The sequence below is a fragment of the Taklimakanibacter deserti genome (assembly GCA_003574785.1).
On record QORU01000008.1, the window covers coordinates 329,313 to 350,388 of the forward strand.

Sequence of the window (21,076 nt, forward strand, 5' to 3'; positions counted from 1 at the left end):
CGTTGGACCACGCCACGTTGTCCGATAAGAACACGAAGGGGTGTCAATGGCACAGGCCTGGCAGCAGTATCTTGTCCTGGAGCCTGTGCCGTCGGCGGAACATGAGCCGACATCGCGCGCGGCCAAGCATCCGGGCCTGACCTGGCATGATCATCTCGTCATGCTGCTCCATGTCGCCGCCGAGATCGAGCACGGGCTCATGGTCCAGTATCTCTATGCCGCCTATTCGCTGGGCGGTCCTGATGCCTCGGCGACGCCTGAGCGCCAGGATCTCATCAAGCACTGGCAGGCGAGCCTGATCAAAGTCGCCAAGGAGGAGATGGGCCATCTCCTCACCGTGCAGAACATCCTCTGTCTCATCGGCGCGCCGGTCCATTTCGGGCGCGAAAACTATCCCTGGACCGTTCCCTATTATCCCTATCCCTTCCGGCTCGAGAAGCTCACGCGATCATCGCTCGCCTGCTACGTCCATGCCGAGATGCCGCCGCATATCACCGCCATGCTGAAGAAATATCCGGAGCTTTCCCGGCGCTTCAAGGAGTTCACCGAGAAGGACAAGGCCTGGATCGACCGGCTCGTCAAGGAGCGGGCCAGGGGCCAGATCCATACCGTTGCCGCCATCTATGACGAGATCGTCGGCATCATCGGCAACGAGGAGCTGATCCCCGATTCCGCCTTCGATGAGGAAAGCTATGTCTGCCAGGCTTCCTGGGACGATTGGGGACGAGGCTATGGGCCCGAATTGCGCCGCCTCGATGCGAGCGGATCGGCGGTGGGAGACCCCGAGCGCCAGCGCGAGGCCAACCTCCTCATCATGCGCGCCGCCACGCGCACCGAGGCGCTCACGGCGCTGAAGGCGATCGGCAGCCAGGGCGAGGCCATACACCTCGAGCCCAAACGCACCGACGAGCTCTCGCATTTCGAGCGCTTCCTCAAGATCTTCCAGCAATATCCGGACGACTGGGTGCCGGCGCGCGACATTCCGGACAATCCGACGACCCGGCAATTCAACAAGAATGACGCGGTCTATATCGACAACGATCATGCCCGCGATTGGGGCACGCTGTTCAATTACCGCTACCGGCTGCTCCTCACCTGTCTCGCTCATTCCTTCCGGCTGCAGCGGCTCTCGCAAGCGGGCGAGCCCAATCTGCGCGGCATGGTCATGCATCGGGCTTTCGGCGAGATGTACAACATCAAGACGATCGCCGGGATCATCGTCGGCCTCGACCTGCACAAGGAAGGAGCGCCGCAGGGAAGCCCGCGCTTCGCCGGGCCGCCTTTCGAGATGCCCTTCATGCTGACGCTGCCGGACGCCGAGCCCGATGCCTGGCGGCTGCATCAGGAGTTCCTCCAGGGCTCGATCGATGTGGCGGAGCTGCTGTTGGAGCAGGCGAAGGGCGCCCAACGCGATTATCTTCTGGCGCTCAAGGATCTCGACCGCCGGGCCATCGCCTCCATCGACGCCTTGCTCGACGGCCAGGGGAGCAGACGCAAGTGACCCGTGAGACGACCAAGATAAAAGAGCTTCGCATCCTGCCGCCTTTCGCCATCGGCAGGCTCGGTTCGGCGCCCGATCCGCTCGACAATTACACCATCGCGACCGATGCCGAGGGGCCGCTGGGCTATCGCAGCATCAGGCCGGTTGAAACATTGATCGTCGATGCGGCGACGGGCGAGATCACGGGCAGCCATGTGCCGGAAGAGATCGCGTTCAAACAGGACGGCCGGATACGTCCGGTGGCGCCGTTCCTCGAAGTCTTCGCGCTGACGGAGAATGACGAGCTTGTGCCGCTGACTGGCGACATGTTGGCGGGCGGCGAGCTCGCCTGGCGCGTCACGCTGGCCAACCGCAAGGTGGTCCGGCGCACGAGGGACGAAGCTGATCTCGTTTCCGCCGATACCGGCTGGTTTTCCGATCACGCGCCGCGACCGCTCGAAGGCCACTGCCGGAACTTCATATCGCAGGAAGCCCATGTCGATTTCGGCAGCGCGCGCTTCATCAAGCCCAGCGATGGATTTCCGCAGATCCGCCTGCGCTTCACGCCGGCGAAAGGCTTGATCTACGGGCCGCAAGCGCCCGACGCGAAGGATCCGGTCATCCCGCCCGAGCGCGCGATCTATGATCGCGGCAAGGGCAAATGGTATCACTTCGAAACGCATGGCGAGGATGAGACCATTCCGCCCTCGCTCTTCGCCATCGAGCCGCCGGCGCCGTCGTGGCTCAACGACAATGTCGCCGTCAGCCGCGGCTATCTCGATGATGCCTGTGACGGCTTCGTCGAGGTAAGGCTCACCTCTGCCGACGGCCAGGCGCTCACCGCGACGGCGCGGATCTGCGCGTCGCCGCCCGCGGTGGTGCCGGATTCGCTCTTCGTGCGCAGCCTCGCCGATGATCTGGAGCAGGTCATCCACGGTCCGGCCGTCGGCGATGACGAGCCGCCCGAAGTCACCCGGGCGCGCGCCGAGGATATCGTGCGCCGCGCTTTCGAGACCGTGCGCTTCCTCAATGTCGCGGTGATGAACGGCAACGACTATAAGGGCCGCTCGGCGCTCTCGCTCGATTCGATGCCCGAGGAGGAGGCCGCCGACACCGAGCGCGCCATCCGCCCGGTGATCGCGCCCGGCGGCGCCGATACGCTGGCGATCCTCGCTTTGCACCAGCAGGTCTACGCCGCCTTGCGCGGTGGCGCCGCACCCTGGTTCCTGCGCCTGCTGCGGAACCCTGATGAGGTTTCCGACTTCACCGACCGCGGCCGTCGCAAGATGCCGGCTCTGATGTGCGGCGCCGACAACAGCTATCTCGCTCTCACTCATCGCCAGATCGACACCATCCGCAAAGTGGCGGAAGGCGCTCTCGGCCGTCCTGCCGCTGCGCCCAAGGCGCCCGCGCTCACGCCGCGCAATCTCACCGCCCAGCTTCACTACGAGGCGGCGGGCAATCCGGTGAGTTCGCGGCCGGTGACGTCGGTCGCCAATTGCTGCCCGGGACTCGAAGTGGATTTCCGCGCCATCTGGCGGCGCATGCTCGAGGGCCTGGAGCTGCGCGAATATGACAATCTGATCGTCGCTGCCGATCCGGCCTTCGCGCGGCTGAAAGGCCATCGCCTGCTGCGCATCAACCTTCCGGGCCGCCAGAAACCGATCGAGCCCATGAATTATATCAAGGGGCCGGCGGCATCCGATCCCGAAGGCTATGTCATTCTGACCACGGACGAGAATCCTTATGGCCTGGCGCCGCTCGAATGGTCGAATGCGCTGGCGCGTCTGTTGAACGGCTTCCAGGGCCAGACCGTCCAATGCGACATCTCGCTTGCCGAGGAAGACGCGCAAGTGCCGTGCATCGAGGATCCGAAGAATTATGAGACGCTGAGCTTCAAGGTCCGGCATTTCTTCGCGCCCGATACGGCGGTCATCTCCGAGGCCCTGGCGCAAGCGGGCGAGCTCACCCAGGGCCTGTGCTCGCCCTGGCAGAATGATTACCGGGAATGCTCGTGCTATTACTGGGCTTCCGCCCGGCCCGATTATGTGAATGTCGAGCCCGGCCCCAAGGGTCTCAGCATCGGCGACAACTGGCTGCAGAAGAAGCGCACCGGGCAATATGTGCCCGACGACTACACCGATTCCCGTCTCGTCTTCTATGACGACCTGTTCACCGAGTGGGAGAAATGGCTGCGCTTCCAGGTCAAGGGCCGCGATGCGCAGGGCGAGGAGCGATCGTGAGCGGTCTCGCCCGTCACTATATGAAGGCCTCCGGCCCGCGCTTGCCGGCGGCGCATCTTCTGGCCACCGAAGCGGGCCGGCATCTTTTCGTCGCCGACGGCAGCCGGCTGTTCGATATCGATGCCGATCTCTTCGCCGCGTTCGACACGGCCTTGACGGGATTGGATGCCGGCAAGGTCGCAAGCCTGCTGGCGCGAGCGGGCCTCGACGGTGCGCCCTTGATCGACGATGCGCCGCTCGAGCCGCCGCCGATCCATGCGCTCTCGCTCGCCGTGGCGCAGAAATGCAATCTCGGCTGCACCTATTGCTATGCCGAACAGGGTGGCTTTGGCGGCGCGCCGAAGAATATGCCCGAGGCGACGGCACTTCAGGCGGTCGAGCAGCTCATCGGCAATGCGGGTCCGGGCGCCAGGCTCAATCTCTCCTTTCTGGGCGGCGAGCCCCTGGTCAACCGGCCGGTGCTGCAGAAGGCGACCCGTCATGCCGCCGATCTCGCGCGCCAAAGGGGCACGCCGATCACCTTTTCGATCACCACCAACGGCACGCTCGTCACCGACGCCGATGTGGACTTTTTCGAGGAGCATGGCTTCGCGGTGACCGTCAGCCTCGACGGCATCGGAGCAGCGCATGACGACCAGCGCCCCTTCCGCAATGGCCAGGGGAGCTTCGAGCGGATCATGCGCCGGATCGCGCCGCTGCTCGCTCACCAGCGCCGCATGCAGGTCTCGGCGCGCGTCACCGTCACGCCGCGCAATCTCGATCTGCGCGCCACGCTCGATGGCTTCATCGAAGCCGGCTTCCACAGCGTCGGTTTCTCGCCCATGCTCGCTTCGCCCTCGCGGCAAGGCGAGATGGGGCGTGACGATCTGGCGCTGATGCTCGAGCAGATGATCGCGTGCGGGCAGGAATTCGAGCGCCGCACGCGGGCCGGCGAGCGCTATCCCTTCGCCAACATGCTGAATGCGCTCCGCGAGATCGGGCGGGGCACGCATCGGCCTTACCCATGCGGCGCCGGCGCCGGCTATCTCGGCGTCTCCGCTTCCGGCGATCTTGCCGCCTGCCATCGTTTTGTCGATGACGCCGAAGGCGCCATGGGCTCGCTCGCCAACGGCATCGATGGCGCGCGCCAGAGGGCGTGGCTGGCCGAGAGGCATGTGCATCGCCAGGAGCCCTGCAATGGCTGCTGGGCGCGCTATCTCTGTGGCGGCGGCTGCCATCATGAAGTGACGAAGCGCGGCCGTCCGGCCTGCGACTACATCAGAGGCTGGCTGCATTATTGCCTGGAGGCCTATTTGCGCCTCGGCCAGGCTGCCCTGCAGCCGATGGCGGGGTGAGCCATGGCCCTGGTCTGCGTCATGGGCGGCGGTCCGGCGGGCAGCATCTTCGCCATCCGCATGGCTGAGCTCGGCCATGAGGTGGAGCTCATCGAGAGCGCGCGCTTTCCCCGGCCGCATCTGGGCGAGTCGCTGAGCCCGGGTGTTGTGCCGCTGCTCGAGAGCCTCGGCGCCGAGGGCGCCCTTGCCGGCGCACGCCCGGTGCGCCAGGTCGAGGTCGCCTGGGATGGTCCGCCGCTGATCCGCGCGGATGTGCGCGCCGAGGGGCGGCTGGTCGATCGCGGCACTTTCGACCGCCGGCTCATCGATCATGCGCGAGGCCTTGGCGTGCGCATCCGCCAGCCGGCCCGGATCATCGAGCGGCGGCAGGATGAGCGGGGCTTTCGCCTGACCATCGAGACGGAAGCGGGAAGAGAGGAACGCGCGGCCGATTTCCTCGCCGATGCGCGTGGCCGCGCTGCGGCGGGCGCCTGGCGCAGGGCGACGACCGGACCCCTGACCTTGGCGCTTCATGCCTATTGGAAGGGAACAGGACCTCCGACGCATCCGGTGATCCAGGCGGGTGATGAGGCCTGGTATTGGGCCGTGCCGCTTCCCGACGGCACCTCGAACCTGCAGGTCTTCGTCGATGCCAGGCAATTCGGCGCTGCGCCGAAAGCCGCGCTGGCGGCGCGCTATCTCGATCTTCTCGATCATTCAGGGTTCCGGCGCGGCTTGCGCCAGAGCGAGGTGATGGCGAGTGATGCGACGCCCTATGTCGCCCGCAGCGCCGCGACATCTTCGAGCATCGGGCTCGGTGAAGCGGCCTTGGCGCTCGATCCTTTGTCGTCGTCGGGCGTACAGAAAGCGATCCAGACATCGCTCGCCGGCGCCATCGTCGCCAATACGCTGATCAGAAGGCCGGCCTGGGCCGCGGCCGCCATGGATTTCTACACGGCAAGCCTGGAGGAAGCCTCCACGCGCCATCGCAGCTGGGCCGCCGGCTATTATGCCGAGGCGGCGCGGACGCGACCGGCCTCGTTCTGGCAGGATCGCGCGGCAGCCGCGCCTGACGAAATTCCCCGCGCAGCGGTGGTTTCCACCGATGCCGCAGGTGCGGCCGCGCAACCGGTCGAGCTCTCGCGCGATCTCGTCATCGAGGATCTGCCCTGCATCGAGGGTGAGTTCGTCACGCTCGCCAAGGCGTTGCGCCATCCGGGGCTTGCGGGTCCCGTCGCTTTTCTCGGTGGTCAGCCCTTGGCGCCGCTGGTGAACGATCTCTCGTCCGGCGCGACGCTGGTCGAGATCGCGCAAGGCTGGTCGCGGCGCATGCCGTTCAAATCCGCTTTGTCGATCGCCATCTGGCTGCGCAACAGCGGCATTCTGGTCGACCGCGGCGGGGTGCTGCCATGAGCGCGCTCACCGACTGGCTCGACGCGCATGGCTTTTCCGAGCATGCGCGGCTCTTCATCGACAACGATGTCGATTTCACCACGCTGCTGCTCTTGACCGACAATGACCTGAAGGAGCTCGGTCTCTCATTCGGCGCCCGCAAGCGCCTGCTCGGCGCGCTGGCCGAGGCCAAGGCGCTGAAGCCGGAGCCGGCGGTCAGGGCCGAGGAGCGGCGTCAGCTCACCGTGATGTTCTGCGACATGGTGGGTTTTACCGGGCTCGCCCAGCGCGTCGATCCCGAGGTGCTGAAAGACATCGTGCGCGCCTATGAGGATGCCTGCGCCGCCTGCATCGCCCGTTACGAGGGTTATCTGTTCCAGCGCCTGGGTGACGGCATTATCGCCTTCTTCGGCTTCCCGCTCGCCCATGAGCGCGAGGCCGAGCGCGCCATCCGCGCCGGCTTGGACATCCTCGACGCGATGGCCTGTTTCAAGACGCCCGATACGGCGAAGCTCGAGGTCCGCATCGGCATCGCCACCGGCATCGTCGTCGTCTCCGCCGACGGGCGCACCGCCGTGAGCGAGACCATGAACCTCGCGGCGCGCCTGCAGAGCGTGGCCGAGCCGGGCACCATCGCGGTCAGCTCCAAGGTGCGCAAGCTCGCTGCGGACGTCTTCGGCTATGCCGATATCGGCGCGCAAAGTCTCAAGGGCATCACGCTTCCCGTCCAGGTCTATCGCGTGGCAGGTGTGGCGACCGCCGAAGACCGCCAGGCCAAGGACAAGCCGCTCATCGGACGCGGGCCCGAGATGGAGGCGCTGCTCGACAAATGGCGGCGCGTCCATGATGCGGGCGAGGGCTTCACCATCAATCTCTGCGGCGAGCCGGGCATCGGCAAGAGCCGCATCGCCGATGCGCTATGCGCCAGCCTCGAGCATGAGCATGCCCAGATCTGGCGCTTCCAATGCTCGCCCTTCCATCTCAACAGCGCTTTCTACCCGATCAGGACGCATCTCGATGAGGTGCTGCAGATCGGCGACGACAGCCCGGCCGATGCGAGGCTCGACAAGCTGGAGGCGCTGATCGTCGGGCGTTACGGCCTGCCTCGTTCCGACGTGCGCTTCATCGCGAGCATGATGTCCATCCCCTGCGAGGAGCGCTATGGCGCGCTCGATATATCGCCGCGGCTCGCCAAGCAGGAAACCGTCCGCGTGATGGAGGACATGGTGGCCGCCGCCGCCCGCTTGCGTCCCACGCTGCTCCTGTTCGAGGACATGCACTGGGCCGATCCGACGACGCTCGAGACATTGGAGCGGCTGATCGGCAAGCTTGCCGGCATTCCTTTGCTGATCGTCGCCACCTATCGGCCGGAATTCGAGCCGCACTGGTCGCGTCATGTCAATGTCGCGGTGCTCAATCTCGCCAAGCTCACGGCCGAGCAATCGAGCGAGATGGTCTCGAGGCTCGCCGAGGGGAAGTCGCTGCCGGCCGAGATCGTCGAGCAGATCATCGCCAAGACCGATGGTGTCCCGCTCTTCGTCGAGGAACTGACGCGCACCATCCTCGAATCGGGCGGGCTCGTCGAAGCGGGCGGGCGCTATGTCTATACCGGCCCGACTTTGGGGTTCGCCATCCCCGAGACACTGCGCGATTCGCTGGCCGCGCGTCTCGACCGCCTCGCCAAGGCGAAGCCCGTCGCCCAGATCGGCTCTGTCGTCGGGCGCACCTTCAGCCATGAGCTCATCTCGGCGCTCGCTCAGATGGACGAGGCCGCCTTGGCCGAGGGCCTGGCGGAACTGACCGCCTCGGGTCTCGCCATGAGCTCGGGCGTGTCGCCTGGCCCCGTGTCCTACACATTCAAGCATGCCCTGGTCCAGGACGTGGCCTATGATTCGCTGCTGCGCAGCCAGCGCAAGCCCTTGCATGCGCGCATCGCCCAAGTGCTGGAGGAGCGCCATCCCGAGACGCGCGAGCGCGAGCCGGAACTGCTCGCGCATCATTATTCGGCGGCCGATGACCAGGCGGCGGCAGCCCCCTTGTGGCTCAAGGCGGGCGAGGTGGCGATGCGGCGTTTCGCGGTGCCCGAGGCCGACAGTCATCTGCGCAAGGGCATGGAGCTGCTCGCGACGTCTTCGCCGAGCGCCGAGCGCGATCTTCTGGAATTGCGCTTTCGCGCCGCATTGGGGCCGGCGCTCGTGGCCGGGCGCGGCTGGGGCCATCCGGAGCTGAGCGCGGTCATGGAACCCGCCTGGTCGCTGGCCCGCAGGCTCACGCATCGCCAAGGCTATCTGCCCATCCTGAATGCGCTCTGGGTGCATTGCCTGTGCACCGACCGGCTCGATGTATCGATGCATTGGGCGGAGAAATTGCTGGAGGTCGGGGCTGAGACCCAAGACGACAATCTGGTCATCGTCGGTCACCGTGCGGTCTCGGGCTCGGCCTTCTGGCAGGGTCGCTTCGACGTGGCCAAAGCCCATGGCGACAAGCTTCATGCACTATACGACGCCGGGAAGCATTGGCACATTGCGCAGCTGACCAACACCGATCCGCTGACCGGCGAGAGCATCTACCGGGCACAATATCTTTGGATCATCGGCTATCCCGACCAGGCGGTGGCGGCGAGCGATGCAAGGGACGACCACGCGCGGCGCCGCAATCATCCCTTCGACCTCGCCTTCTCGCTGACGCTGGGCGCCCAGGCGTTCGATTTCCTCTCGCAGCCTGAAGAATTGCTGGCGCGCGCGGCGGAGGCCGACAATGTGGGCCGTCGCTTTGGTGTCTCGCTGTTCTTCGAGGTCATGGCCGAGATCAGCCAGGGCATTGCCTGGCTTCGGGCTGGGCGTCATGCCGACAGCGCCACGCGGCTCGACCGCGCCATCACCCGCCTCGCCGCGACCGGCCATCGCATCTGGATCGCCTATTTGCGGGCGCTCCAGGCCGAAGCGCTGGCGCTGGGCGGCAATGTCGAGGCTGCCGAGGCTCTCCTCGACGAGAGCATCGCCAGGATCGAGGGCGGCGAGGAACGTTGTCACTATGCCGAGGTGCTGCGCCTCAAGGGTTGGCTTCTGGCGCGGCAGGGCAGGCGCGCTGAGGCCGAGAAGCGGCTCGGCGCGGCGCTTGCCGTCGCGCGGGCCCAAGGTGCGAAGTCGTGGGAGTTGCGCGCCACGACCACGCTTGCCCGGCTTCTCGCCGAAGAGGGCGAAGAGGCCCGTGCCTTCGACATGCTCCAGGCCATCTATGGCTGGTTCACCGAAGGCTTCAACACCAGGGATTTGACGGATGCCAGGGCTCTCCTCGATGAGCTTGGGCTTCAGTTGCGGAGAGGAGTGAAACATGGGTGAAAAACACAAAGCCGACGAAGCGGCGATCCGCCGGCTGGACGAGGAATGGGGCAAGGCGGCGACGAACAGCGATATCGACGCGGTCGTAAGTTTCTACGCCCATGACGGCTCGCTGGTCTGGCCAGATGAGCCCGCGGTGCACGGCACCGCGAATATCCGCGCCAACTGGAAGAAGATGATGGACACCATCACGGGCCTTAAACTGCGCTTCACGCCCGAGCGTATCGTGATTTCCGATGATGCCTCGCTCGCCTCCGATTTCGGCAAGGTCGAGTTCGGTCAGGAGGTGAACGGCAAGACGCAAATGCAGATCGCGAAATATGTCGTGGTCTGGCGCAAGGAGAAGGGCAGCTGGAAAGTTCTCTATGACAGCTGGAACATGAATTCCAAGTAGGCGGGGCCGCCCGGAACAGCCCCGCACCGGGCGAGCTCTACAACTCGGGACGGTCCGTAGGCCGCGATGTCATGAGCGCGGTCACGACGATCGCATAAGGGTTCACCACGGGCAGGAAGAAAGGCGCCTTGTCGTCTTTCCCGAAGCTGACGCCCATATCGTCCAGGACCTCAGGGTCCAGCGCTTTCAGCGCCTCGGTTTGCGCGCGCTCGATGCGCTGGGCGCGCCATGCCTTGACTTTTGCCCGTAGTGCGGCGGCGAGGTGGGTGAACAGAGGCGAGCCGGCCTGACGGATCGTGCCATGCTCGACATGCGTGGCCATGATGTCCTCCTGTGGCTGTTCCGGCTATGAACGGCCGGTTTTCGAACCCCACGAAGGATATCTAGAAGGTGCCGGCCAAGCCGTCGGTGCGGAAACTCACAAAGCGCGGCGGTCCTTGCCCGCTCTCGCCCGGATGCCTATGTGTGCCCCATGCCCAATCTCCTCGAGCGCCTGATCCCCCGCCGCTGGCGCAAGACGACCCCGCTTGTCCATGTCGTGCGCCTCACCGGCACCATCGGCGTCGGCACGCCCTTCAAGCCGCCCTTGACCATGGAGGGCCTCGCCCCGACGCTCGAGCGCGCTTTCGCCCGCAAGGGCATTTCGGCGGTCGCCCTGGTCATCAATTCGCCGGGAGGTGCTGCGGTCCAGTCGGCCCTGATCCATGCCCGCATACGCGCCCTGGCGGAGGAGAAGAAAATCCCGGTCTTCACCTTTTGTGAGGATGTCGCTGCCTCGGGCGGCTATTGGCTCGCTTGCGCCGGCGACGAGATCTATGCCGATTCGAGCTCCATCGTGGGCTCGATCGGCGTCATCGCCGCGGGCTTCGGCTTTGTCGAGGCGATCAAGAAGCTGGGCGTCGAGCGGCGCGTGCACACCGCGGGTGAATCGAAGGCGATCCTCGACCCGTTCCAGCCCGAAAAGCCTGAGGATGTCGAGCGCCTGAAAAGCCTGCAGCGCGACGTGCATGAGGACTTCAAGGCGTTGGTACGCAGCCGCCGCAACGGCAAGTTGCGGGGTGAGGAGGCTGAGCTTTTCTCCGGCGCCTTCTGGTCGGGCCGCCAGGCGCTGGCGCTCGGGCTCATCGACGGGATCGGTCATTTGCGCGACATTATGCGCGCCCGTTTCGGAGAAAAGACTGAATTCAAGGTGATAGCCAAGCCGCAAGGCTGGGGATTGCGCCGGCTGGGCTTCGGCATGGAAGCCGATCCGGTCTCAGGCCTCATTGATGCCATGGAAATACGTGCACTATGGGGACGTTTCGGTTTATGATGCCTTGAGCGTGCTTGTGACGGAGAGGACCATTTCATGTTGAAAGCCCTGACGATTGCCGTAGCCGGTATCCTGACGGCCGCCGCCATTAAGCAGCTCATGGATGGGCTTAACGCCGCCAAGGCTCGTGTCGCGGCCAGGCGCCCGGTCGATCCGCGCGCCGTGACCCGTCTCCGGCAGGATCCCAGGACCGGCATCTACTATCCGGAAGCTTAAGCGCCGCTGGATGGCCGAGTCATGCCCGGCCACGAGCACTTTTCCGCCTACAAAATATTGCCGCGAGGTCTAGTTTTCGTCATGGGAACATGGCTAGATTGTAATGTCGTTTGAACAAACGGCTGCAATCTAACAACAACCCAAGGACGGCTAATGATTCGATCCTTATCGATCACTTCCCTTGCTTTCACCAGTTCGCTCATCGTCGCGACACTTCTCGCCGGGTCCGCTTCCGCCGAGAAGGCCGCGGTCCAGCGCGGCCAATGGCCGTCCGTGGACGCGGGTGCGGCCAAACCGAGCGACGGCAAGGGACCCACGGCGAAGCCCGCTGCCGCCAATCCCACCCGCAAGGCGCCGGAAAAGCTCACCCCCGCGGGCAAGCTCGATGCGCTGACCGGTCTTTCGATGAGCCGCGACGGCAAGAGCCGTTCGATGAAGGTGCCGGGTCGCCTGCGCGGCATGATCCTGAAGGGCCAGGGCGCCGCCGCCATCCAGGAGGCGCCGAAGCCCGGCAAGCTCGTTGCGATCAAGGACACGACGCAATATCCCTATACGGCCGTGGGTCTGCTTTCCAATGGCTGCTCCGGCACCTTGATCGGCAAGCGCTTCGTGCTCACCGCCGCCTATTGCATCTATAATCTCGAGACCAAGCAGTGGGACCAGAATCTCGATTTCTATCCCGGCATCAATGGCAACAGCCGTCCCTTTGACGGCGTGCAGTGGAAGAATGCCTGGGTGACCAAGGGCTTTGCCGAAGAGGGCAATTGGGAGCTGGCCTTCGGCCTCGTCGAATTGCAGAGCGATGTCGGCGATCAGAACGGCTGGTTCGGCTATGGCCACGTTCCGCAATTCCCGAAGGGTCCGGCCATGACCGGCTATCCGGCGGGCGTGCCCGATTTCACCATGTGGGAGACCACGTGCCCGGTGAAGGCCGCCGACAAGGCATTCATCGCCTATAATTGTCCGCTGAAGAAGCCGCTCGAAGGCATGGCGGGAGCGGCGATCTGGATGGTCGACAAAGGGTCCAGCGGCCCGATGGTCGTCGCCATCCATGGCGGTCCGCTCAAAGGCGCCGATCTCTGGGGCCAGCGCATCAACGAGGAAACCTTCTACACGCTGCAGGCCTGGATGAAGGCTGCCGAAGACGGTGGCGAAGTCGCGGGCGACGACACCCAGGGCGATGAGGACACCCCTGGCGATGAGGTCGATCCCGACGACACCCAGGCCGACGAGGAAGAGGAATCCCAGGCGCCCAAGAAGCCGTAAGACTTCTTGACCCATAGGGTCCGGACCCATAGTTTGCGCCCGCAACAGTTCATGCTTTGCGGGCGCAAATGTCTTTAAACCCACGCAAATCCTTCCAGGACCTCATCCTCACGCTGCATCAGTATTGGGGCAGCAAGGGCTGCGTCATCCTGCAGCCCTATGACATGGAAGTGGGGGCGGGCACTTTCCATCCCGCCACGACCTTGCGTTCGGTGGGTCCCAAGCCCTGGGCTGCCGCCTATGTGCAGCCTTCGCGGAGGCCCAAGGACGGCCGCTATGGCGAGAACCCCAATCGCCTGCAGCACTATTATCAGTACCAGGTGATCATCAAGCCATCGCCGCCCGACCTGCAGGAGCTCTATCTCGGCTCCCTCTATGCCATCGGCATCGAGCCCCAACTGCATGACATCCGTTTCGTCGAGGATGATTGGGAGAGCCCGACGCTCGGCGCCTGGGGTCTCGGCTGGGAAGTGTGGTGCGACGGCATGGAGGTCTCGCAATATACCTATTTCCAGCAGGTCGGCGGCCTCGACTGCGCGCCGGTCTCGGGCGAGCTCACTTATGGTCTCGAACGCCTGGCGATGTATGTGCAGGGCGTCGACAATGTCTATGATCTCAACTTCAACGGCGCGGACGGGGCGAAGCGCATCACCTATGGCGATGTGTTCCTGCAGGCCGAGCAGGAGTTCTCACGCTACAATTTCGAATATGCCGACACCGACATCCTGCTCCAGCATTTCAAGGATGCGGAGAAGGAGTGCCTGGCTCTGCTGAAGGCGGGCGACAAGGGCAACCGCCATGAACTGGCGCTGCCCGCCTATGACCAATGCATCAAGGCGAGTCATGTCTTCAATCTGCTCGACGCGCGAGGCGTGATCTCGGTCACCGAGCGCCAAGCCTATATCCTGCGCGTGCGCGAATTGGCCAAGGGCTGCTGCGAGGCCTGGGCCAGGACCGCGGGCGGAGGTGCTCAATGATCGCGATGGCAACGAGGGAGGACACGCGATGTCGGTACCCAATATCGTCCAGAAGGCGCCGATCCCGGTCGTGGTCGAAGCGGGCAAGGATTACTGGTGGTGCGCCTGTGGGCGTTCCAAGAACCAGCCTTTCTGCGACGGCAGCCACAAGGGCAGCGAATTCTCGCCCGTCAAATGGACGGCCGAGGCTTCAGGCCGCAAGTTCTTCTGCGCCTGCAAGCACACCAACGGCCAGCCCTTCTGCGACGGCACGCATAAGACGTTGTGAAGCTCGATCGAGCCTGAGACGAGGGAGCAGCTGATGGGCTTGCCGACGAGCGAAAGTCATATCGCGGAGGCAGAGCATAGTGGTCGCTTCGCGTTACCATTGCCATGGAAGCGCATGCTGCTCCGCTCGAATGGATTTTCGATCGAAGCGAGTTGCGAAAATTGGGAGGCATTTCCGGTATTGGATCAGAGCAGCCGCAAGCATATTGCCCGTTCGGCCAATCATATCTTGCGTGAGACTGACTCCTTCCGGGACTTTCCTGCGTTCCCATCGGAAGCTGTTGCTATTGCTGGTAATGGCAGTGGAGATTGCCTCGTACTCCTTGCTGGCAAAAGTGATGTTTATTTTTGGAACCACGAGACCGGCAAGCTTGATATTGCCGACGTGAATTATCCGAAGAGCGATTTTGAGGAAGTTGATGCCTGAGCTTCTACTCGAGCTTTTTTCCGAGGAAATCCCGGCGCGCATGCAAGCCAAGGCGGCCGAGGATCTGAAATCGCTCGTCACCAATGCGCTGGTCGATCTGGGCCTCGTCTATGAGGGCGCGCAGGCGCATGCGACGCCGCGCCGGCTGGTGCTCTCGGTCGAAGGCCTGGCCGCGCGCACGAAGGATGTGACGGAGGAGCGTAAAGGCCCCCGCATCGACGCGCCGGAGCAGGCAATCCAAGGTTTTCTCAAATCGACCGGCCTCGAGCTTTCCGACCTCACCCAACAGGACGACAAGAAGGGCAAGTTCTATATCGCCCGGATCAGCAAGCCGGGGCGGGCCACGCCCGATGTGGTCGCCGAGATCGTGCCCGATGTGATCCGCAAATTCCCCTGGCCCAAATCCATGCGCTGGGGCTCGGGCGACCTGCGCTGGGTCAGGCCCTTGCAGTCGATCCTGTGCTGCTTCGACGGCGAGGTCGTGCCTTTCGAGATCGGAGGCCTCGCGAGCAGCGCCGTCACAAGGGGCCATCGTTTCCTCGCGCCTCAAGAGATCACCGCGCGCCGCTTCGAAGACTATGCGCAGAAGCTTTTTGACGCGAAAGTGGTGGTCGATGCCGCCCGCCGCACCGAGCTCATCCGCGTGGAAGCGAAGAATTTGAGCTTCGCGCAAGGCCTCGAAGTGATCGAGGACGAGGCGCTGCTCAAGGAGACCGCGGGGCTTGTCGAATGGCCGGTGGTGCTGATGGGCTCGTTCGACGAGAGCTTCCTCGAAGTGCCGCCGGAAGTGATCGTCACCTCGATCAAGCAACATCAGAAATGCTTCGCGCTGAAAGACGGCAAGACGGCCAAGCTCGCCAACCGCTATCTGCTCGTCTCCAACATGATCGCCAGCGATGGCGGCCTTAAGATCACAGAGGGCAACAACAAGGTCATCGCGGCGCGCCTCTCGGATGCGAAATTCTTCTGGGAGCACGACAAGAAGACGCCGCTCGAGAAGCTCTTGCCCAAGCTCGACCAGATCACCTTCCATGCCAAGCTTGGCACGCAAGGCGAAAGGGTGAAGCGCATCGAGACGCTAGCCGGCGAGATCGCCAAAACAATCGGTGCGGATCAGAACAAGGCCATGCTCGCGGCTCGTCTCGCCAAGGCTGATCTCGTCACTGGCATGGTCGGCGAATTTCCCGAATTGCAGGGCCTGATGGGCAGCTACTATGCGCAGGCGCAACACGTGGATGAGGAGGTTGCCGATGCGATCCGAGACCACTACAAGCCACAAGGTCCGTCGGATTCACTTCCTGCTTCAAGAATAGGCGTTGCGGCGGCGCTCGCTGACAAGCTCGATACGCTCGCTGGCTTTTGGGTGATTGACGAGAAACCGACAGGCTCAAAGGATCCATATGCGCTCAGACGAGCTGCCCTAGGATGTGTGCGGATCATTCTTGAGCAGCAACTACGCCTTAGGTTTCTGCCGATTGCATCGTCAGCGATGGATAGGATTCATCCTCGAAGGAAACCGGAAGACATTGTTAAGTCGACTGATCCCTCCATCGCCATACTCACAGGCGGTGAAGTCAAGGTGAAGGTATCTCGCCGGGACCCTGCTACTGGGCAGGACATAGATACGCGTGCAGATGACCTCCTCTCCTTCTTCGCCGATCGTCTGAAGGTCTATTTGCGCGACCAAGGTGCCCGCTATGATCTGATCGACGCGGTCTTCGCTTTGGGTGGTCAGGATGATCTGCTGATGATCGTCAAGCGTGTCGAGGCGTTGTCGAAGTTCCTCGACACCGAGGATGGCGACCATCTCCTGACCGGCGTCAAGCGCGCCACCAACATCCTCAAGATCGAGGAGAAGAAGGACGGCCGTTCCTATGACGGCAATGTCAACACCAACATCCTCATCCAGGGCGAGGAGCGCGAGCTCAACACGGCGGTCAATGCCGCGGCGGCCCGGGCGCGCCAATCGGTGAACGCCGAAGATTTCGAAGGCGCGATGCGCGCCATTGCCAAGCTCAGGGCTCCGGTCGACGCTTTCTTCGACAAGGTGACCGTCAATGCCGATGATCCCTCCTTCCGCGAGAACCGGCTCAAGCTCCTGAACCGCATTCGCGCCGCGACCCGCGAGGTCGCCGACTTCTCCAAGATCGAGGGGTAGATGGCGAGGCGGCGCGCTAGTGTCCTGATCCTGACATTCGCTCCAGTTCACGGCCGGCATGTTGCGAATGTCAGGATCAAAGGGATACTAGCAAATCTAGGATTCTAGTGTGGTCTTGGATTTGACATTCGCCATGAACGCAAACCGAAACACTGGGGCGAATGTCAAATCCACCACACTAGGCTGCCTCGAAAAGTTCTGCGCCGCAGCGCGCCGCTCGACCGGATTGGCGGATTTCGGCGATCCCTATTATCGCACCGGTTTACGCATTCTCCTGCGCAGCTTGCGGCGCGAGGCCCAACTCACCTTCATCGGCCGCATGTTGCTCGGGCGGAGCATCGCCACCGCCGTTGAGCAGCGCCTCATGATCCAGCATCTGCGACGGACGGAGCCCCAGATATTCAAAGGCAGGCTTATGCCGCCTGTCATCATCACCGGCATGCCGAGGAGCGGCACGACCTTCCTCCATCGCCTGCTCGCCGCCGATCCGGCGATGCGTGCGCCCGTTCTGAACGAGCTTCTCGAACCGGTGCCCAGGGGCTCGGACTGGCGGCGGCGATGGCTTGACCTGCGTCTCAAATGCGAGCTGGCGGTGATGCGGCTTTTCAATCGTGGGCTCGATGCCAGGCACTTCACCCGCGGCGAGGAGCCGGAAGAATGCATGTTCGCTCTGGCGATCTCGTTCCGCACCGTGCTGCCTTGGACATTGGCGCCGGTGCATTCCTATCTCGCCTGGCTCAGCACCGCCGACCGCCGTCAGAAATACCGCGAATATCGCGACATTCTTTGCCTCCTGCAGCGCCGCGACCAGGAAAGGCGCCTGCTCCTCAAGGCGCCGGACCATCTGGGCGGCGTCGCCGAGCTTCTCGCCGCTGTCCCTGAGGCCCTCATCGTCGTCTGCCGGCGCGATCCCGTGGTGGCTCTCACCAGCCTCAACAGCCTCCTTGACGGGGTGCACAAGGTGACCTCGCGCGCGAGCGACCGTGCGGCGCTCGGCCAGTCGAACCTGGCGTTCTATGCGGCAGAAACCGGACGTTACCTATCGGCATATGCGACATGGCGCGGTCACATTCTGGAGGTGGACTATGAGACCCTGACGCGCCAGCCCCTCGAAGTGGCTCGGCGCGTCTGTGAGCGCCTGGGGCTTGCGATCGAAAGCGGGCTCGCAAGGCGCTTCCAGGAGTTCATTGCCAACAACCCCAAGGACAAGCATGGCCGCCACCTTTATTCGCCCTCGGATTACGCTCAGACAGCGGAAGGGCTCCGCCGGAACCTCGCCCATTACGGCTGAGTTGTGATGCTGCGGCATTCCCGCCGCAAATGCACAGTTGATTTCGCAACTGCAATATGGCTAGTGCGGCTCATGAGCGGCGCTCGCTACTGAACCAACCGATCCTGTCCAGGAGGAGCTTTGAGGGTGAATCAGCAAGCGAATGGGAAACTCGTTTACCGCTTTGGCGAAGGCAAGGCCGATGGCGATGCGGGAATGCGAAACCTGCTCGGCGGCAAGGGCGCCAATCTTGCCGAAATGGCCAATCTCGGTCTGCCGGTCCCGCCCGGCTTCACCATCACCACCGAAGTCTGCACCGGCTACTACAAGAACGGCAGCACCTATCCCGCAGCGCTCACCGGTGATGTCGACGCCGCCATGGCCGAAGTGGGCCGCATCGTCGGCGCGGCCTTCGGCGACGCCAAAAATCCGCTTCTCGTTTCCGTGCGCTCCGGCGCCCGTGCGTCCATGCCCGGCATGATGGACACCGTTCTCAATCTCGGCCTCAATGACGCGACCGTCGAGGGCTTGGCCTCGCGCGCCAAGGACCGCCGCTTCGCCTATGACAGCTATCGCCGCTTCATCCATATGTACTCGGATGTCGTGCTGGGCGTCGAGCATCATCAGTTCGAGGACATTCTCGGCGAATACAAGGATGGGAAGGCGTTCGGCCTCGATACCGATCTCACCGCCGAGGACTGGACGAAGGTCATCGCCCAATACAAGACCTGCGTCGAGAAGGCGACGGGGAAACCCTTTCCGCAGGACGTGAAAGAGCAGCTCTGGGGCGCCATCGGCGCCGTCTTCCAGTCGTGGATGTCGGCGCGCGCCAAGACCTATCGCAAGCTTCACAATATCCCCGAGGAGTGGGGCACTGCCGTCAATGTGCAGGCCATGGTGTTCGGCAATCTCGGCGACACGTCGGCGACCGGCGTCGCCTTCACGCGCAACCCCTCGACGGGTGTGCATGAGCTCTATGGCGAGTTCCTGGTCAATGCCCAGGGCGAGGATGTCGTGGCCGGCATCCGCACGCCGCAGAACATCACCGAGGCCGCGCGCGTCGAGGCGGGCTCCAAGGCGCCCTCGCTCGAGAGGCTGATGCCCGAAACCTTCGTCCAGCTGGCCGATACTTTCGCGCGTCTCGAAAAGCACTATCGCGACATGCAGGACCTGGAATTCACCATCCAGGACGGCAGGCTGTGGATGCTGCAGACGCGTTCCGGCAAGCGCACCGCCAAGGCGGCGCTCAAGATCGCCGTCGATCTCGCCAATGAGGGCCTGATCAGCGAGGAGGAGGCGGTGAAGCGCATCGACCCGGCATCCCTCGATCAGCTCCTGCATCCCACACTCGACCCTTCGGCCAAGCGCGAGATCATCGGCCAGGGCCTGCCGGCATCGCCCGGTGCCGCCTCGGGCGAGATCGTCTTCGATTCAGACGAGGCCGAAAGGCTGAAGGGCGAGGGGCGCACCGTCATCCTGGTCAGGGTCGAGACGAGCCCGGAAGACATCCACGGCATGCATGCGGCGGAAGGCATCCTCACCACGCGGGGCGGCATGACGTCCCATGCCGCGGTCGTGGCGCGCGGCATGGGCAAGCCTTGCGTGTCGGGCGCCGGCAGTATCCGCGTCGACTACGCCCGAGCGACACTGACCGCGATGGGGGTCACCCTCAAGAAGGGCGACGTCGTCACCATTGACGGTTCGAGCGGGCAGGTGATGAAGGGCGCCGTCCCCACCATCAAGCCCGAGCTCTCCGGCGACTTCGCCATCATCATGCAATGGGCCGACAAGGCGCGCCGCATGAAGGTGCGCACCAATGCCGAGACGCCGCTCGATGCGAGAGCCGCGCGCGAATTCGGCGCCGAGGGCATCGGCCTCTGCCGTACCGAGCACATGTTCTTCGAGGCCGACCGCATCGTCGCGATGCGCGAGATGATCCTGGCTTCGAGCGAGAAGGGCAGGCGCTCAGCACTCGCCAAGATCCTGCCGATGCAGCGCGAGGATTTCATCGAATTGTTCGAGATCATGGCCGGGCTGCCGGTGACGATCCGGCTCCTCGATCCGCCCTTGCATGAATTCCTGCCGCAGAATGAGGCCGAGATCGCCGAGGTCGCAACCGCCATCGGCGTCAGCGCCGATTCGCTGCGCAGCCGGGTGGCGGAGCTGCATGAGTTCAACCCGATGCTGGGCCATCGTGGCGTCAGGCTCGCGGTTTCTTACCCCGAGATTGCCGAGATGCAGGCGCGCGCCATTTTCGAGGCCGCGGCCGAGGTAGCGCGGCGGACCGGCACACCGCCGATCCCGGAGGTCATGGTGCCGCTCGTCGCCACCAAGTCTGAGCTCGACATCGTCGGCGATCGTATCGTCGCCGTGGCGCAAGAGGTCCAGAAGGAGACGGGCGCCAAGCTCGATTATCTCGTCGGCACCATGATCGAACTGCCGCGCGCCGCCTTGCGGGCCGGCGACATCGCCGAGACGGCCGAGTTCTTCTCCTTCGGCACCAACGACCTGACCCAGACCACTTTCGGCATCAGCCGCGATGATTCGGCCCGATTTCTTGGTGAATACACGGCCAAGGGCGTCATCAAGACGGATCCATTCGTGTCGCTCGACACGGAAGGTGTCGGCGAACTGGTGCAGATCGCGGCAGAGCGGGGACGCAAGACGAGGCCCGAAATCAAGCTCGGCATTTGCGGCGAGCATGGCGGCGATCCGGCATCCATCAGATTCTGCGAGAAAGTGGGCCTCGATTACGTTTCCTGCTCACCCTTCAGGGTGCCCATCGCGCGGCTTGCCGCGGCTCAAGCCGCCCTCGCAAATCGTGGCTGAATTAAGGCAAGGCAGTCCTCTAAGGCCTTGTTAACCCTAGAGCATTTAGCGGCTGATTATGGGCGGCTTTGTGTTGCCGCCATGGTTAACCTATGCTAAACGCTCGGAGATCATACTACCGCCTGTTCGGGAAGCTTTAAGGGTTTAGACGGTAGCGCGAGGGGAAGTGAGACCAGCGAAGCGAGGGCATA

The 21,076-nt window shown here is 63.8% G+C and carries 16 protein-coding genes; 15 read left to right on the forward strand and 1 reads right to left on the reverse strand.

Going from position 1 to position 21,076, the window contains the following annotated elements; all coding sequences use genetic code 11:
* The first annotated feature begins 46 nt into the window (after positions 1-46).
* Genes DS839_RS18920 through DS839_RS18945 form a run of 6 tightly spaced genes read left to right on the forward strand, consistent with a single transcriptional unit; the run spans position 47 to position 10,163 of the window.
* Complete coding sequence (locus tag DS839_RS18920; RefSeq protein ID WP_119272003.1) at positions 47-1,501, forward strand: ferritin-like domain-containing protein; 1,455 nt, start codon at positions 47-49, stop codon at positions 1,499-1,501.
* On the forward strand, positions 1,498-3,723 hold the full coding sequence (locus DS839_RS36970) for a hypothetical protein (protein ID WP_368911727.1): 2,226 nt from the start codon (positions 1,498-1,500) through the stop codon (positions 3,721-3,723). The genes DS839_RS18920 and DS839_RS36970 overlap by 4 nt, the downstream gene beginning before the upstream one ends.
* Positions 3,720-5,057 carry a radical SAM/SPASM domain-containing protein gene (locus tag DS839_RS18930; protein WP_368911728.1) on the forward strand — a complete coding sequence of 446 codons (1,338 nt, stop codon included), beginning with the start codon at positions 3,720-3,722 and terminating at the stop codon, positions 5,055-5,057. Before DS839_RS36970 ends, DS839_RS18930 begins: the two co-directional genes overlap by 4 nt.
* A gap of 3 nt (positions 5,058-5,060) precedes the next feature.
* On the forward strand, positions 5,061-6,449 hold the full coding sequence (gene qhpG / locus DS839_RS18935) for a flavin-dependent monooxygenase QhpG (protein ID WP_119272005.1): 1,389 nt from the start codon (positions 5,061-5,063) through the stop codon (positions 6,447-6,449).
* The gene (locus DS839_RS18940) at positions 6,446-9,769 is read left to right on the forward strand and encodes an AAA family ATPase (RefSeq protein ID WP_119272006.1); all 3,324 of its coding nucleotides are present in this window, start codon (positions 6,446-6,448) and stop codon (positions 9,767-9,769) included. Before qhpG ends, DS839_RS18940 begins: the two co-directional genes overlap by 4 nt.
* Positions 9,762-10,163, forward strand: a complete 402-nt coding sequence (locus tag DS839_RS18945) for a YybH family protein (RefSeq protein ID WP_119272007.1) — start codon at positions 9,762-9,764, stop codon at positions 10,161-10,163. Before DS839_RS18940 ends, DS839_RS18945 begins: the two co-directional genes overlap by 8 nt.
* A gap of 37 nt (positions 10,164-10,200) precedes the next feature.
* Here DS839_RS18945 and DS839_RS18950 read toward each other — a convergent pair whose 3' ends face one another.
* Positions 10,201-10,485 carry a hypothetical protein gene (locus DS839_RS18950; protein ID WP_119272008.1) on the reverse strand — a complete coding sequence of 95 codons (285 nt, stop codon included), beginning with the start codon at positions 10,483-10,485 and terminating at the stop codon, positions 10,201-10,203.
* A 150-nt stretch (positions 10,486-10,635) separates the two neighbouring features.
* Between DS839_RS18950 and DS839_RS18955 the strand changes: the two genes are divergently transcribed.
* The 9 genes from DS839_RS18955 to ppdK all read left to right on the forward strand — a co-directional run bounded on the left by DS839_RS18955 (position 10,636) and on the right by ppdK (position 20,885).
* Complete coding sequence (locus DS839_RS18955; protein WP_119272009.1) at positions 10,636-11,475, forward strand: S49 family peptidase; 840 nt, start codon at positions 10,636-10,638, stop codon at positions 11,473-11,475.
* A gap of 36 nt (positions 11,476-11,511) precedes the next feature.
* On the forward strand, positions 11,512-11,691 hold the full coding sequence (locus DS839_RS18960; RefSeq protein ID WP_119272010.1) for a hypothetical protein: 180 nt from the start codon (positions 11,512-11,514) through the stop codon (positions 11,689-11,691).
* Between the two features lie 153 nt (positions 11,692-11,844).
* Positions 11,845-12,957, forward strand: a complete 1,113-nt coding sequence (locus tag DS839_RS18965) for a trypsin-like serine peptidase (protein WP_119272011.1) — start codon at positions 11,845-11,847, stop codon at positions 12,955-12,957.
* Positions 12,958-13,025: 68 nt separating this feature from the next.
* Positions 13,026-13,934 carry a glycine--tRNA ligase subunit alpha gene (locus DS839_RS18970; protein ID WP_119272012.1) on the forward strand — a complete coding sequence of 303 codons (909 nt, stop codon included), beginning with the start codon at positions 13,026-13,028 and terminating at the stop codon, positions 13,932-13,934.
* Between the two features lie 28 nt (positions 13,935-13,962).
* Entirely contained in the window at positions 13,963-14,202 is a 240-nt protein-coding gene (locus DS839_RS18975) for a CDGSH iron-sulfur domain-containing protein (protein WP_119272013.1), read from the forward strand.
* Positions 14,203-14,235: 33 nt separating this feature from the next.
* On the forward strand, positions 14,236-14,628 hold the full coding sequence (locus DS839_RS18980) for an SMI1/KNR4 family protein (RefSeq protein ID WP_119272014.1): 393 nt from the start codon (positions 14,236-14,238) through the stop codon (positions 14,626-14,628).
* Entirely contained in the window at positions 14,621-16,786 is a 2,166-nt protein-coding gene (glyS, locus tag DS839_RS18985) for a glycine--tRNA ligase subunit beta (RefSeq protein WP_119272015.1), read from the forward strand. The genes DS839_RS18980 and glyS overlap by 8 nt, the downstream gene beginning before the upstream one ends.
* Before the next feature lie 133 nt (positions 16,787-16,919).
* On the forward strand, positions 16,920-18,077 hold the full coding sequence (locus DS839_RS18990) for a sulfotransferase family protein (protein WP_162918658.1): 1,158 nt from the start codon (positions 16,920-16,922) through the stop codon (positions 18,075-18,077).
* Between the two features lie 195 nt (positions 18,078-18,272).
* Positions 18,273-20,885, forward strand: coding sequence for a pyruvate, phosphate dikinase (gene ppdK, locus DS839_RS18995; RefSeq protein ID WP_368911740.1), 2,613 nt, complete (start codon positions 18,273-18,275; stop codon positions 20,883-20,885).
* The last annotated feature ends 191 nt before the right edge of the window (positions 20,886-21,076 follow it).

What these genes read in the sequence shown, in the direction of transcription:
- glyS (WP_119272015.1), top strand. Translation starts at nt 14,621, where the DNA reads ATGCCTGAGCTTCTACTCGAGCTTTTTTCCGAGGAAATCCCGGCGCGC.
- qhpG (WP_119272005.1), top strand. Translation starts at nt 5,061, where the DNA reads ATGGCCCTGGTCTGCGTCATGGGCGGCGGTCCGGCGGGCAGCATCTTC.
- DS839_RS18950 (WP_119272008.1), bottom strand. Translation starts at nt 10,485, where the DNA reads ATGGCCACGCATGTCGAGCATGGCACGATCCGTCAGGCCGGCTCGCCT.
- DS839_RS18920 (WP_119272003.1), top strand. Translation starts at nt 47, where the DNA reads ATGGCACAGGCCTGGCAGCAGTATCTTGTCCTGGAGCCTGTGCCGTCG.
- DS839_RS18980 (WP_119272014.1), top strand. Translation starts at nt 14,236, where the DNA reads ATGGGCTTGCCGACGAGCGAAAGTCATATCGCGGAGGCAGAGCATAGT.
- DS839_RS18960 (WP_119272010.1), top strand. Translation starts at nt 11,512, where the DNA reads ATGTTGAAAGCCCTGACGATTGCCGTAGCCGGTATCCTGACGGCCGCC.
- DS839_RS18940 (WP_119272006.1), top strand. Translation starts at nt 6,446, where the DNA reads ATGAGCGCGCTCACCGACTGGCTCGACGCGCATGGCTTTTCCGAGCAT.
- DS839_RS18965 (WP_119272011.1), top strand. Translation starts at nt 11,845, where the DNA reads ATGATTCGATCCTTATCGATCACTTCCCTTGCTTTCACCAGTTCGCTC.
- ppdK (WP_368911740.1), top strand. Translation starts at nt 18,273, where the DNA reads ATGCGAAACCTGCTCGGCGGCAAGGGCGCCAATCTTGCCGAAATGGCC.
- DS839_RS18945 (WP_119272007.1), top strand. Translation starts at nt 9,762, where the DNA reads ATGGGTGAAAAACACAAAGCCGACGAAGCGGCGATCCGCCGGCTGGAC.
- DS839_RS18955 (WP_119272009.1), top strand. Translation starts at nt 10,636, where the DNA reads ATGCCCAATCTCCTCGAGCGCCTGATCCCCCGCCGCTGGCGCAAGACG.
- DS839_RS18975 (WP_119272013.1), top strand. Translation starts at nt 13,963, where the DNA reads ATGTCGGTACCCAATATCGTCCAGAAGGCGCCGATCCCGGTCGTGGTC.
- DS839_RS18970 (WP_119272012.1), top strand. Translation starts at nt 13,026, where the DNA reads ATGTCTTTAAACCCACGCAAATCCTTCCAGGACCTCATCCTCACGCTG.
- DS839_RS18990 (WP_162918658.1), top strand. Translation starts at nt 16,920, where the DNA reads ATGAACGCAAACCGAAACACTGGGGCGAATGTCAAATCCACCACACTA.